Genomic DNA, 12,654 nt, shown 5'->3' with positions numbered 1-12,654 from the left:
GGCATATGGGGCTTCTGGGGGGCGGACATTGCGCGAGAACTCCTGCTTAGGTGATTGACCGGCGGTCCCGGCTCCGGCACCACTCGCTTCATGACGCGGTTTGATCATCTTTTCCAGCATGGGCTGGAGGAACTGGCCGAACAGGGGCGTCTCCGGACGCCGCGCAGCCTTCAACCCAGAGCCGATGGCATTCTGGAGCGAGAAGACGGCACCCTTCTGGTTGATTTTTCCTCCAATGATTATCTTGGTCTGCGGGCGCACCCGCTGCTGCGGGAGCGCGCCCTGATCTGGGCTGGGCGATATGGAACTGGCTCCGGCGCATCCCGGCTGGTGACAGGCACAGCGCCCGGCATGGTGGCGCTGGAAGCCCGGCTGGCCGCATTGAAAGGGATGGAAGCGGCCTGCATTTTTTCTTCCGGCTGGCAGGCGAATGCGACTCTGGTGCCAGCCCTTGCCCAGATCTCGCTCGCTGCGACGGGGGCATTGCCTCAGATTATTGCTGATAAATTTATTCACGCCAGCCTCTATCATGGCTGTGCCGCGGCGGGCGTGCAGCCGGTGCGCTTCCGGCATAATGACATGGCGCATCTGGAAAGCCTGCTGCGGAAGGCTGATGGTCCGGGTCTGAAGATCATCCTGACAGAAAGCGTCTTCAGCATGGATGGAGACAGAGCGGACATGGCGGCTCTGGGCGCACTGGCCCGGCGGTATGATGCCCTGCTGTGTGTGGATGAAGCCCATGCCACCGGTATTCTGGGGCCGGACGGGAAAGGGATCGCGGACGGACAGGCGGATGTGATCATAGGTACCTTCAGCAAGGCGTTGGGGGGAATGGGGGCATTTGTTGCCTCGTCTTCCGCGTTGTGCCGCTGGCTGGTGAACAAAGGGTCCGGTTATATTTATTCCACAGCGCCCTCTCCGCTGGTGCTGGGGGCGGTGGAGGCTGCGCTGGACCTGTTGCCGCAGATGGAGGCCACGCGACAGCATGTGGCAGCACTGGCGGAGCGATTCCGGCAGCATATGAAGGCTGCGGGTCTGGAGACAGGCCCATCTTCCACCCAGATTGTCCCGGTTGTGGTGGGGAGTGAACAGACCGCGCTCGCACTCTCGCGCAAGGTGGAAGACGCCGGTTTTCTGGCAATTGCCATCCGCCCGCCTACGGTGCCGCCGGGAGGGTGCCGCCTGAGGGTTGTTCTGCACGGAAATCACACGGCAGCGCAGGTTGATCAGTTGGCTGAGGTGCTGTGTGCGGCGGTGGCGGATTATCCTGTAGGCGAACGGCCATGACTGCGCCGCAGCTACTTTTTGTGCATGGCTGGGGCTTTGGGCCGGATGTGTGGAAGCCAGTCTTAAAGGCACTTGGCCAGCCCGAGGTCTGTCTGCCGGACCTTGGATATTTTGGGGCCTCACAGCACGAGGCGCAGAGACAGGTCGAGGCTCTGCGGAGCGGCCCACATCCTGTTCTGGCTGTGGGGCATTCTTTGGGGTTTCTCTGTCTTCTTGCGCGCGGGAACTGGCCGGAGGGCAGCCGCTTTCTCGGTATCAACGCCTTTGGGCGTTTTGCCGCCGGGGAGGGGTTTTTACAGGGTATTTCCCCGCGTGTGCTGGCACGGATGCAGGCGGGGCTGATACGGAATCCGGCTCAGGTGGTGATGGATTTTCGGACCCGATGTGGAGCCGGACCAGTTTCCTCTGAGATGGTGAGTCAAGAGGCCTTGCAGGAGGGGCTGACAGATTTGAGGACGCTGGATATGCGCCCCGTTCTGTCACGTCTGGCAGGGGTGCCGGGTGCGGTCAGTATTCTGGCCGGAGGGCAGGACCCGATTGTCAGCCCGGACATGACACGCGCCTCCTTGCCGCCAGACCTCCCGATCAGCTGGCAGGCAGAGGGAGGACATATGTTGCCACAGACGCACCCCGATATCTGCGCCGAGGTCATTCGGCGCATGACTCTACAGATGCTGGAAAATTCATGACTGACTGTTCTGCCCATTCCCGACAGACCCGTATTCAGCACAGTTTTGATGCTGCCGAAGGCTATGACGCGGCGGCGCTGCTGCAACGTGTGGCGGCTCGGCGGCTGTTTGACTTGTTACAGTCCCGGCTGGCCGGCAAAGCGCCACGCCGTATTCTGGAAGTGGGATGCGGCACTGGCTTTCTGACGCAGATGTTGCACGAAGCTTGGCCTGAGGCGGAACTGATTGCGACAGATATTGCCCCCAAGATGCTGGAACGTGCCCGCAACCGCGTCGGTAACCGTGTACAGTTTTGTGAGATGGATGCCGCGCGCCCTGATGTTGCGGGTTCGTTTGATCTGATTTGCGGCAATCTGGTCTTTCAGTGGCTGGCCGAACCCGCCGCTGTTCTGCAAACACTGGCCGAGCGCCTGACGCCCGGTGGCGTGATTGCGGTTTCAACCTTGCTGGATGGCACATTTGCGGAATGGCAGAATGCCTGCGCGGCAGAAGGGCTTGTGGCAGGCACGCCGGAGTACCCGGACGTCCGGACCGTGCAGGGCTGGCAGCCCCGCCTGTGTGCAGGGCGGTGGACAGCGGAGCGGTGTGTTCAGCCTTTTGAAAGCGGACTGGCGTTTGTCAGGCACCTGAAGGCAACCGGGGCGTCTGTCCCTCGAGAGGGTGTCGCGGCGTTCTCCCCGGCAGACCTGCGGCGGGTGATGGCACGGTTTGATGTGAGCGGCGCTCTGGCCACCTGGCATCTGGCGTATGGCTGTTTCCAAACACCCCGGAGAGCCGGGGTGTTTGTCACCGGAACAGATACCGGCGTGGGGAAAACGCTGACGTCTGCCTGCCTCGTGCAGGCATGGAACGCCCTGTACTGGAAGCCTCTGCAAAGCGGGCTGGCGGATGAAGAAGGGGATACTGCGACCGTTATAAAACTGAGTGGTTGTCTGCCGGAGGACTGTATTCCTCCCGCCGGAGCCTATCAGGCGTCTCTCTCCCCCCTTGCCGCAGCACAGGCAGAAGGAGCGGAAATTGACCCGGCCCTTCTGGCTTTGCCGTTGCAGAACCCCGAACGCCCGATGGTGGTGGAAGGGGCGGGCGGCCTGATGGTCCCTGCCACGGATACGTTGATGATGCTTGATCTGGCGGAACGCTGGGGGCTGCCGGTGGTGCTGGTTGCCCGCAGCGGGCTGGGTACACTCAACCATACGTTGCTGAGTCTGGAGGCCATGCGGGCCAGAGGTCTGGCTGTTGCCGGAGTGGTGCTGAGCGGGCCACTCAACCCTGAGAATCGGAAAACGATTGAGGGAAAAGGAAAGGTGCGGATTTTGGCCGAACTGCCGCAGCAGGAGGCTGTTACACCGGAGGCTGTGCGCACGCTGAGCGGGCTCATTCCCTCATGGGATGCCGTCTGTGGAGGCAGGGAGAGTGTGTGAGTGAGAAGGGGGCGTGATATCGAAATCACGCCCCCTTCTCAGGTCTGGTCTCAATCCCCGCGCCTAAGGCGCGTTGCTTGGTGAGGTGGTCGCACAAGCGGGGCTTTAGTGATACTGGCGGATCAGACCGGCCAGACGCCCCTGAATATGCAGACGCTCCGCCGGGACAATCCGCGTTTCATAGCGCGGGTTGGCGGGTTCAAGCGCGATTGTGTTGCCTTTACGGCGCAGGCGCTTGAGCGTGACTTCACTATTATCAATCAGCGCCACGACAATCTGCCCGTTCTCGGCATCTTCCGTACGACGGATGATAACGTGGTCGCCGTCCATAATTCCGGCCTCAATCATGGAATCACCAGTGACTTCCAGAGCGTAGTAATCGCCCGAGCCGACCATATCTTTGGGGATATCCAGAAAGGTGTCGGTCTCGGCCATTGCCTCAATGGGCAGACCGGCGGCAATGCGACCATAAAGCGGGATTTTCAGTGCCGCTGTCTGCGGACGGGAGAAATCACCGCGCACGACGTTGGCGGGGAGGGTCTCGGACGCAGGCATGATTTCCGGCAGGTGGATGACTTCCAGCGCACGGGCCCGGTGATGATGGCGTCGCAGAAAACCGCGCTCCTCCAGCCCGGAAATCAGGCGGTGGATACCGGATTTGGAGCGCAGGCCCATGGCCTCTTTCATCTCATCAAAAGAAGGAGAAAAACCCGTCTGCTTGAGGTGGGAATCAATAAAAAGAAGCAGTTTGTGCTGTTTGCGCGTCAGCATTGCGGCACCCCGGAGCAGATGATCGTTTTTGTATTTATAAGACTTTGTTCTATATAAGTTCTCTTTTTGGGTCAAGGGGTTATTCGGTCATATCAAAAGCGCTTCTGTATTTTTTGCGGGGCCTGTAAAGTTGTGAAACAGAAGGGTCCGTTGCGGGCCTGTTGCTTTGCAGTATGGCGATTTAAGCGGGTGGCGGTTGCTATTGGCCACAGGACCCGGAGCCGTTCTTTCAGCCGGTAGCATAGTAATTTTGAACAGGTTTTGTGTTTAGAAAAATTATCACAGTTCCGGCAGCGTTCTGCGCCTGCCTGACCCTGAATGTGGCTCCGGCGGGAGCGCAGGATGCACAGTCTGGCGAGGATGCGTTCAGTTTTAAAGACCGTCTGACGCAGGACTGGGGCGGTGTGCGCCGTACTCTCGCTGAGCATGGTGTGGATTTTCAGCTCACGGACCAGAACGAATTCTGGGCTATTCCGGTTGGCGGAAGCCAGCCTTCCAATAATTATATCGGGGTGACGACGGGCCAGCTCTCGCTGGACCTAGGCCGTCTGACGCATCTGCCGCTCGGCACTCTCGGGATCAGTGGCGTGGATATTCGCGGGCATCCCTTCAGTAATCAGCCGCTTTATGTGTTCAATCAGGTCTCGGGGATTGAGGCGGATATCAATCTCCGGCTTTATGAGGTCTGGTATGGTCAGACCTTTGACCATGACAAGCTGGACCTGCGGGTTGGCAAGCTGGACCTCAGCCATGATTTTATGGGGAGTGACGGTGCTCAGCAGTTTATGAACGCCTCATTTTCCTGGCCTATGGTGCCGGATAATAACCTGTATGATCAGGGGCCTGCCGCACCGCTGGGGACGCCTGCTCTCCGGCTCAAATATGCCCTGTCCCATGACTGGACGGTTCTGGCGGCGGTTGCGGATGATAACCCCATCGGGGCCAGTTTCCTGAATGAGGCAGATCCGTGGAACCAGAATCAGGACCCGAGTGGCACGCGGTTCCATTTTGGCACCGGCGTGCTGATGTTTCTGGAAGCGCAGTATCACACAAAGCTCTGGGGGCGGGACGGCACCTATAAGCTGGGCGGCTATGGGGATACGGGCCGCTTTCCGGATCAGGCCGACTCTTCTGTGCGGCATAAAGGCAACTGGACGTTGTATGCCGTGGCGGATCAGGAGCTTGCCAGCCTGTCTGGCGCGCAGACGCTCGCGGGCTTTGTGCGGGCGACATGGGCTCCCCCAGCAAACCGCAACCAGATTGCCAATGCGGTGGATGCGGGGCTTGTGCTTAACGCGCCCTTCCAGCGCGCGGATGATGTGCTGGCTCTTGGCTTTGGTTATGGCGAGGCCAGTCCTGTACTGCGCCGTGCAGAGCGGCGCGCAGGGACGCTGGCCCAGCATGCGGAATACCATCTGGAACTGACGTACCAGTTTCAGGCTACACGCTGGCTGCTGATCCAGCCTGATTTGCAGGGGATGCTCTCACCCAGCGGCGGGGTTCTGGATACCGCAGGCCGCCGGGTGAAAGATGAAGCGATTTTTGGGCTGCACTCCAGCGTGTCGTTCTGAAAGGCCTCAGGGCAGGCGCAGAATTCGGCAGGGTGTTCCGGCTTTATCCGCAGGGGCAAACGGGGCGCGGATCAGAAGAGCCTGACTTTGGGCAAAAATATTGAGCTGAGCCGAATCCTGTGAACTGAACGGAGTGGCAAGAGGAAGCTGCCCGTCGGCCTGCGGAGTCAGGCGGCATCGCACAAAATCCTGCCGCTGATCATTTTCCCCGATATCCGCCCCCAGCAGGGCGGGTTCTGTTTCCATTTCCTCCGGAACAGGCTGCCCCAGCAGCTTGCGCAGGGCCGGGGCAATAAACACCAGACTGCATACAAGTGCTGCCACCGGATTACCCGGCAGGCCAATAACGGGGGTGTGGCCAAGCTGGCCGAACATCAGCGGCCTGCCGGGACGCATGGCAATTTTCCAGAAATTCAGATCCAGCCCGTGCGCTTCCAGCGTGCTGCGCACGATATCGTACGTGCCGACACTGGCCCCGCCGATGGTCACCAGAAGGTCCAGCGAATGGGCCTGTCCGATCGCTGCGGAGAGAGAGGCTGCGTTATCCCGCGCGATGGGGAGCAGAAATGCATCCGCCCCCAGAGACTTCAGCAGTGCGACAATCATGAACGCGCCGGAATTGACGATGGAGTCTGGAGAGGCCGGGTCTCCGGGGAGAATAATTTCATCCCCTGTGGCCAGAACGCCTATACGCGGGCGGCGGGATACGGGGAGCCAGATATGGCCGCCTGCGGCTGCCAGCCCGATATCCCGCGGGCCAATGCACTGACCGGCGGGAACCAGAATGTCGCCTTTACGGAAGTCCTGCCCCTCGGTGCGGATAAATTGTCCTTTGCGCCCCGCGCTGAGCAGGGTTGCGTTATCCCCCTCGCGCCGCACGTTTTCCTGAATCATGACCATGTCAGCTCCGGCGGGGATCTGGCTGCCGGTAAACAGGCGCAGACAGGTGCCTTTTTCCACAGTCAGGCTCGACGGATGGCCCGCAGGGGCTTCACCGATAATGCGCAGCGATGCGCCCTCCTGCGCGTCTTCCGCCCGCAGGGCATAGCCATCCATGGAGGAGATGGAGACGGGGGGATTGGAGAGGCGGGCCGTCAGAGGGGATGCCAGCACACGACCGCAGCCATCGGCGAGAGAGACGGTTTCCAGACCACAGGCAGAGAATTTTTCAAGGATTCGGGCGCGTGCAACAGCCACATCCAGCATGTTTTTTTACTCCTTTCGGCTATTCCCACGCCTGAATGATGCAAGAATGCTTGACGTTTGGCTCTTGTATGCGCATTTTGCCGGCACTTGAACACCACCCGACCACGTTTCTGGCGTGGTGCCGGGTTTAACGATGCTCTGCTGAGGAAGCTATGGCCAAGACCAATGTTATCAAAATCCGTCTCGTTTCCACGGCGGACACCGGTTACTTCTACGTCACCAAAAAGAACGCCCGTGCGCACACCGGTAAGATGGAACTGAAGAAGTACGATCCCGTTGCGCGCAAGCACGTCGTCTTCCGTGAAGCGAAAATCAAATAATCTCTCCCTTCCGGGTAAGAGATTTAAAAAGGCGGTTCCCTCTGGGGCCGCTTTTTTTATGCCTGCTTGCTCGCTGCGCTGTGGGCACGGGCAAAGAAAAACCCCGCCAGACGAGGGTCTGCGGGGTTCTGGCTGTTCGTGAGACTGGTGCTTAGTAAAGCGGGTCATGCCGGTCATACGGCACAACGATATCGTTCTTATCGGCCAGATTGAGCATGGCGCGGGCGCGTTCATCCAGCGTGTCATTATCCAGAGACTGTTCCCGCAGGCCATTCACGCGCCGCTTCCAGGCAATCTGTTCGGCTGAGGCATCCTGCTGGGCCTGTTTTGCCTGATCCAGCAGGAGAAGCTGCTGCTGATAGGCTTTCATCCCGTGGTCACCCTGCGTGGCGTTCCAGCCAAAATAAACCGCAATACCCAGAAAAACGGTGGGGGGAACAATGGCGCGCACAGCACGTCTGATAAAGCGGCCTATCTTCACGGTTTTAGCGTCCCTCTGCCCCGGAAAGTGTCATTCTGGTCATATCTTTATTTCTAAACCATGAAGTTCTGGACAGGAAGCTCTCTCTGCTAACGCAGACATAAAAAAAGCCGCGCTCCGGAGAGCACGGCTTTTCAACGGGTTCGATCCTTAAAAAAGGTGCCTTACTCAGGCTTTCAGGATGGAGCGGCCAGCATACTGTGCTGCGGTCGCCAGTTCCTGCTCAATCCGGATAAGCTGGTTGTATTTTGCGGTTCTGTCAGACCGGGAGAGCGAGCCGGTTTTGATCTGACCGCAATTGGTCGCAACGGCCAGATCCGCGATGATGGAATCCTCCGTCTCACCGGAGCGATGGCTCATAACGGCTGTGTAGCCTGCTTTATGGGCGACCTCGATCGCTTCCAGCGTTTCCGTCAGCGTGCCGATCTGGTTGACCTTCACCAGAATGGAGTTGCCGACACCAGCCTTGATGCCACGACGCAGGCGCTCAGGGTTGGTCACGAACAGATCATCCCCAACGAGCTGCACTTTTTTGCCAAGTGTTTCCGTCAGGAGAGCCCAGCCCTCCCAGTCGTCTTCCGCCAGACCGTCCTCAATGGAGGCAATGGGGTAACGGCGGGTCAGATCAGCCAGCCAGCTGACCATCTCGCCGGAATCGAAGGTCTTGCCTTCACCCTTCATGATGTATTTGCCATCACGGAAGAATTCGGTGGAGGCGCAGTCCAGCGCAAATGTCACATCTTCACCCGGGCGGTAGCCTGCGGCTTCCACTGCGCGGGTAATAAAGCCCAGAGCTTCATCAGCCGATTTCAGGGCCGGGGCAAATCCGCCTTCATCCCCGACATTGGTGTTATGGCCCGCAGCCTGAAGCGCCTTTTTCAGATGCGTGAAAATTTCCGCACCCCAGCGAATGGCATCGGATTCCGTCGGCGCGCCGACCGGCTGGATCATGAATTCCTGAATATCAATGGGGTTATCGGCATGTTCGCCACCATTGACGATGTTCATCATCGGGACGGGCAGGGTGTGGGCAAAGACACCGCCAACATAGCGATAAAGCGGGATTTCAAGCTCAGCCGCCGTGGCTTTGGCAACGGCCAGAGAAACGCCGAGAATCGCGTTGGCACCCATGCGGCTCTTGTTGGGGGTGCCGTCCAGATCAATCATCGCGTTGTCGATATCAATCTGATCCGAAGATTCGGCGCCCTGAAGAGTCGGCAGAATTTCGTTTTCAATATTTTCAATGGCCTGAAGAACGCCCTTGCCGCCAAAGCGTTTGGGGTCCTTGTCACGCAGTTCAACGGCTTCATGCGCGCCGGTGGATGCACCTGAGGGGACAGCAGCCCGGCCTTTAGCGCCTGAGGCCAGTTCCACATCCACCTCAACTGTCGGGTTTCCGCGGCTGTCCAGAATTTCACGCGCGATGATATCGACAATGGCACTCATAATTTCTCATTCCCGTTTCAGGCTCAGGCGACCTGGGCTGGCCCAGATGCGTTGTTTTTCTTCTTCCTTCAACGAAACGCGGCGGCGCGCGTTTCCCTGTAGTTGCTAGTGGCAGCCTCTTGGGCTTTTCTGTCAACCAGTTGACGACCTGAAACCGTGCAGAGGAGGCACGCCCGAGGCTCATGAAGAGACTACCGTTTGTGGCTGTGGTGCTGGCAATAGCGGGGCTTATCCCCCTAATTCTCTGCGCGTGCGGGATCGTATTTTTTTCATCTGGTGTGCCCATCCCTAATCTGATGATGGCGTTTGTTTCCTACTGTGCCGTGTCTCTGGCCTTTTTCGGGGCGGTGCACTGGGGGCTGGCGCTGGAGCCTGCACCCGTCATTGTGACGAGCCGGGCGGACCGGACGGATATCACCCGCCTTGTGCTGGGTGTGGTGCCTGCTTTTGTCGGGTGGGTTGCGGCCTATACCGCGTTTGCGTGGATGCCTGTGGCAGGCGTTGCGATTCTCGCGGTGGCAGTGCCGCTGCTGGCGTTGCTGGAACGGCAGGGCTGGCGCACGGGCGCTTTGCCAAGCGGCTATATGGGGCTGCGCTGGATTGTCACGGCGATTACGGAATGTTGCCTGCTGGTGGTGCTTGTCGCGCGGCTCTTCTAGGCAGAGGGTGTGAAGAGGGCGGGAACAAGAGTTTGATGATACAGGTCTTTAGTCTCGCTCCGTTCTTTTGTTATAACATGAAAGCCCGGATGGAACGGTCGGGTGGACATGGAAGGATTGGATGAGCATGCACAGCACTCCGCGCATTCTGGTCAAAGGTGCCGGTGTTGCCGGTATGACGGCGTCTGTCACGCTGGCCGAGCGCGGCGCGCAGGTCACGCTTTACGAGTCCGGCGGTCGGATCGGGGCCGGGGCATCATGGATGGCCGGTGGCATGCTGGCCCCCTGGTGTGAGGCCGAGTCAGCTCCCCCGGAGGTGACAGCGCAATCCGTCGATTCCGTGGACTGGTGGGCCGCGCATGTGCCCGACGTGGTGCGGGCAGGGAGTCTGGTGCTGGCTCCCCCGAGGGATGTGGGCGAGATTGCCCGGTTCGGGCGGCGTACATCACATTTTCAGACGATCGGCACTGAAGAAATTGCGTCTCTTGAGCCGGATCTGGCCGGCCGTTTCCATAAAGCGCTGTTTTTTGCGGATGAAGGTCACGTGGACCCGCGCAAGGCTTTGCTGGCACTCGGCTGGACGCTGGAGGCACTGGGCGGCAGGGTTGTTCTGGACGGCGGGCAGGCTCCTGATGAGGCAGCATTTGACTGGATTGTGGATTGCACGGGTCTGACCGTCCGCAACACCGTCTCCGCCCTGCATGCGCCTTTACGTGGCGTGCGGGGGGAGATGCTCCTGCTGCGGTGCCCTGATGTTGTGCTGCACAGGCCGGTGCGGATGCTGCACCCGCGTATTCCCATTTACATTGTGCCGCGGGCTGACCATGTCTTTATGGTCGGGGCGACCATGATTGAGAGCGAGAACTCGGGCGGCATGACCGTGCGCTCCATGACGGAATTGCTGAATGCCGTCTGGACGTTGCATCCGGGGTTTGCGGAAGCAGAAATTCTGGAAATGGGCACCGGGTTACGTCCGTCTTACCCCGATAACATGCCAGCCGTGGTGCGCGACGGGCGGCATATTTATATCAACGGGATGTACCGGCACGGATTTCTGCTCTCTCCCGCGCGGGCGCGGGAGGCGGCGGACGTGATTTTTAAGGCATCGGTTACCGCAGGCTGAACGCGGTTACTCCACAGGGGGAACGTGCGTTAGTCCGGCAGCGGAGTTTGAAGGGGAACACCCATATGCAGATCGTGGTCAATGATGAAGCTCATGAGGTCTCAGCCAAAACTCTGGCGGCTCTGATTGATGAACTCGGCTACGGCGGGGCTCGGGTTGCCACAGCCATAGATGGCAGTTTTGTGCCGGTGCCCTACCGCGCCAGAACTGTCCTGCGGGATGGGGCGCGGATTGAAATTGTTGCCCCGATGCAGGGAGGGTAAGACCTTATGACCAAATCTTTCTATGGCACGGAGTTGTCCTCGCCGCTCATGCTCGGCACGGCGCAATATCCCTCTCCCGACATTCTGCGTGATGCCGTCCGGGCAGCCCGGCCGGGTGTGGTCACGGTTTCTTTGCGGCGCGAATCTGCCGGGGAACGGGCCGGGCAGGCGTTCTGGGGGCTTATTCAGGAACTGGGTGTGCCGGTTCTGCCCAACACGGCCGGGTGCCATACGGTTAAGGAGGCCGTCACGACGGCCCATATGGCGCGCGAAGTGTTCGGCACGGACTGGATCAAGCTGGAAGTGATCGGGGAGCTGGATACGCTTCAGCCTGATGTGTTCGGGCTGGTGGAAGCCGCCCGCGTGCTGACGGAAGACGGCTTTAAAGTCTTTCCCTACACCACGGAAGATCTGGTGGTGGCCGAGCGCCTTCTGGCCGTGGGGTGTGAAGTGCTGATGCCGTGGGGCGCGCCGATCGGGTCTGGCAAGGGGCTGAACAATGTGTTTGGCCTGCGGGCCATGCGGGCGCATTTTCCGGACGTGCCGCTGGTAGTGGATGCGGGCATTGGCGTGCCCTCCCATGCGGCGCAGGCGCTGGAACTGGGGTATGACGCCGTGCTGATTAATACCGCTGTGGCCAAGGCCGGTGACCCTGCGCTGATGGCTGAGGCCTTTCGCTTTGCCGTACAGGCGGGCGTTCTGGCCCGCACGGCTGACCCTATGGAAGAGCGTGATATGGCTGTTCCTTCAACCCCCGTTGCCGGAAAGGCTCTGCTGGCATGACCTCTCTCCCGCAGAAAATTTATCCTGTTGTTGATACCGCGCTCTGGGTGGACCGGCTGGGCGGTGCTGGAGCACGTTTCATCCAGCTCCGCGTCAAAGACCGCTCACCGGAGGATCTGCTAGCGGAAATTCGCGCAGCCCATGCCTTTGCAAAAAAGCACGGAGTCTGTCTGGTGCTTAATGATTACTGGCAGATCGCTATCGCTGAGGGGATTGATTACCTGCATCTGGGGCAGGAAGATCTGGATACAGCGGACCTTGAGGCTATTCGTAAGGCGGGTATCCGGCTTGGTCTCAGCACCCACAGCCATGAAGAACTGACCCGTGCACTGGCCTGCAAGCCGGATTACGTAGCCCTTGGCCCCATCTGGCCGACACGGCTGAAAAAAATGCCGTTTGGCCCGCAGGGCACAGAGCGCCTGACAGAATGGAAAGCCCTGATTGGCGATCTGCCTTTGGTTGCCATTGGCGGGATTACGCTTGAGCGCCTGCGCCCCTGTCTGGATGCCGGGGCGGATAGCGTGGCCGCTGTGTCTGATTTCACGCAGCATGCGGACCCGGAAGGGCAGGTCAAAGCCTGGCTGGCGGAGGCCGATCGCGGGGCCTGACCTGCGTATTGGCAGTTTCTGAGGGG

General features: G+C 59.7%; 14 protein-coding genes. 10 read left to right on the top strand and 4 right to left on the bottom strand.

Annotation, left to right across the window (positions count from 1 at the left end; genetic code table 11):
- The first annotated feature begins 90 nt into the window (after nucleotides 1-90).
- From KP699_RS03550 to bioD, 3 genes are read left to right on the top strand one after another with little or no spacing between them, the layout of a single operon-like run.
- A complete protein-coding gene (locus KP699_RS03550; protein WP_215761649.1) occupies nucleotides 91-1,287 on the top strand; it encodes an 8-amino-7-oxononanoate synthase in 1,197 nt (398 codons plus the stop codon).
- Nucleotides 1,284-1,976 carry an alpha/beta fold hydrolase gene (locus KP699_RS03545; protein ID WP_215761648.1) on the top strand — a complete coding sequence of 231 codons (693 nt, stop codon included), beginning with the start codon at nucleotides 1,284-1,286 and terminating at the stop codon, nucleotides 1,974-1,976. The genes KP699_RS03550 and KP699_RS03545 overlap by 4 nt, the downstream gene beginning before the upstream one ends.
- On the top strand, nucleotides 1,973-3,397 hold the full coding sequence (gene bioD, locus KP699_RS03540) for a dethiobiotin synthase (protein WP_215761647.1): 1,425 nt from the start codon (nucleotides 1,973-1,975) through the stop codon (nucleotides 3,395-3,397). Before KP699_RS03545 ends, bioD begins: the two co-directional genes overlap by 4 nt.
- A gap of 105 nt (nucleotides 3,398-3,502) precedes the next feature.
- Here the strand turns inward: bioD and lexA are convergent, their stop codons facing one another.
- Nucleotides 3,503-4,168, bottom strand: a complete 666-nt coding sequence (gene lexA, locus KP699_RS03535; RefSeq protein WP_025827829.1) for a transcriptional repressor LexA — start codon at nucleotides 4,166-4,168, stop codon at nucleotides 3,503-3,505.
- A gap of 263 nt (nucleotides 4,169-4,431) precedes the next feature.
- Here lexA and KP699_RS03530 point away from each other — a divergent pair, with 263 nt between their 5' ends.
- Entirely contained in the window at nucleotides 4,432-5,739 is a 1,308-nt protein-coding gene (locus tag KP699_RS03530) for a carbohydrate porin (RefSeq protein WP_308164824.1), read from the top strand.
- Nucleotides 5,740-5,745: 6 nt separating this feature from the next.
- Here KP699_RS03530 and glp read toward each other — a convergent pair whose 3' ends face one another.
- Nucleotides 5,746-6,945: a gephyrin-like molybdotransferase Glp gene (gene glp, locus KP699_RS03525; RefSeq protein ID WP_215761646.1), complete on the bottom strand. Its 1,200-nt coding sequence runs from the start codon at nucleotides 6,943-6,945 to the stop codon at nucleotides 5,746-5,748.
- A 152-nt stretch (nucleotides 6,946-7,097) separates the two neighbouring features.
- Between glp and rpmG the strand changes: the two genes are divergently transcribed.
- Nucleotides 7,098-7,265 (top strand): 50S ribosomal protein L33, encoded by a 168-nt coding sequence (rpmG, locus tag KP699_RS03520; protein ID WP_003623017.1) that lies wholly within the window; start codon nucleotides 7,098-7,100, stop codon nucleotides 7,263-7,265.
- Nucleotides 7,266-7,416: 151 nt separating this feature from the next.
- Here rpmG and KP699_RS03515 read toward each other — a convergent pair whose 3' ends face one another.
- Together KP699_RS03515 and eno are read right to left on the bottom strand one after the other, a co-directional pair.
- Nucleotides 7,417-7,746, bottom strand: a complete 330-nt coding sequence (locus KP699_RS03515) for a septum formation initiator family protein (RefSeq protein WP_086655292.1) — start codon at nucleotides 7,744-7,746, stop codon at nucleotides 7,417-7,419.
- A gap of 168 nt (nucleotides 7,747-7,914) precedes the next feature.
- Nucleotides 7,915-9,192 carry a phosphopyruvate hydratase gene (gene eno, locus KP699_RS03510; protein ID WP_086655291.1) on the bottom strand — a complete coding sequence of 426 codons (1,278 nt, stop codon included), beginning with the start codon at nucleotides 9,190-9,192 and terminating at the stop codon, nucleotides 7,915-7,917.
- Between the two features lie 182 nt (nucleotides 9,193-9,374).
- On the opposite strand from eno, the gene KP699_RS03505 reads away from it, so the two are divergent.
- From KP699_RS03505 to KP699_RS03485, 5 genes are all read left to right on the top strand, one after another.
- A complete protein-coding gene (locus KP699_RS03505; RefSeq protein ID WP_212353623.1) occupies nucleotides 9,375-9,851 on the top strand; it encodes a DUF3429 domain-containing protein in 477 nt (158 codons plus the stop codon).
- A 127-nt stretch (nucleotides 9,852-9,978) separates the two neighbouring features.
- A complete protein-coding gene (locus KP699_RS03500; RefSeq protein WP_215761645.1) occupies nucleotides 9,979-10,974 on the top strand; it encodes an FAD-dependent oxidoreductase in 996 nt (331 codons plus the stop codon).
- Nucleotides 10,975-11,039: 65 nt separating this feature from the next.
- A complete protein-coding gene (gene thiS, locus KP699_RS03495; protein WP_215761644.1) occupies nucleotides 11,040-11,237 on the top strand; it encodes a sulfur carrier protein ThiS in 198 nt (65 codons plus the stop codon).
- 6 nt (nucleotides 11,238-11,243) lie between these two features.
- Nucleotides 11,244-12,020, top strand: a complete 777-nt coding sequence (locus KP699_RS03490; protein ID WP_086655289.1) for a thiazole synthase — start codon at nucleotides 11,244-11,246, stop codon at nucleotides 12,018-12,020.
- Entirely contained in the window at nucleotides 12,017-12,628 is a 612-nt protein-coding gene (locus tag KP699_RS03485; protein ID WP_077930020.1) for a thiamine phosphate synthase, read from the top strand. The genes KP699_RS03490 and KP699_RS03485 overlap by 4 nt, the downstream gene beginning before the upstream one ends.
- The last annotated feature ends 26 nt before the right edge of the window (nucleotides 12,629-12,654 follow it).

This window comes from Acetobacter sp. P1H12_c (assembly GCF_018811975.1).
In the GTDB taxonomy this organism is placed as follows: Bacteria; Pseudomonadota; Alphaproteobacteria; order Acetobacterales; family Acetobacteraceae; genus Acetobacter; species Acetobacter persici.
Note: the sequence above shows the minus strand (reverse complement) of the source record. Positions and strands in the feature narration are given on the sequence as shown.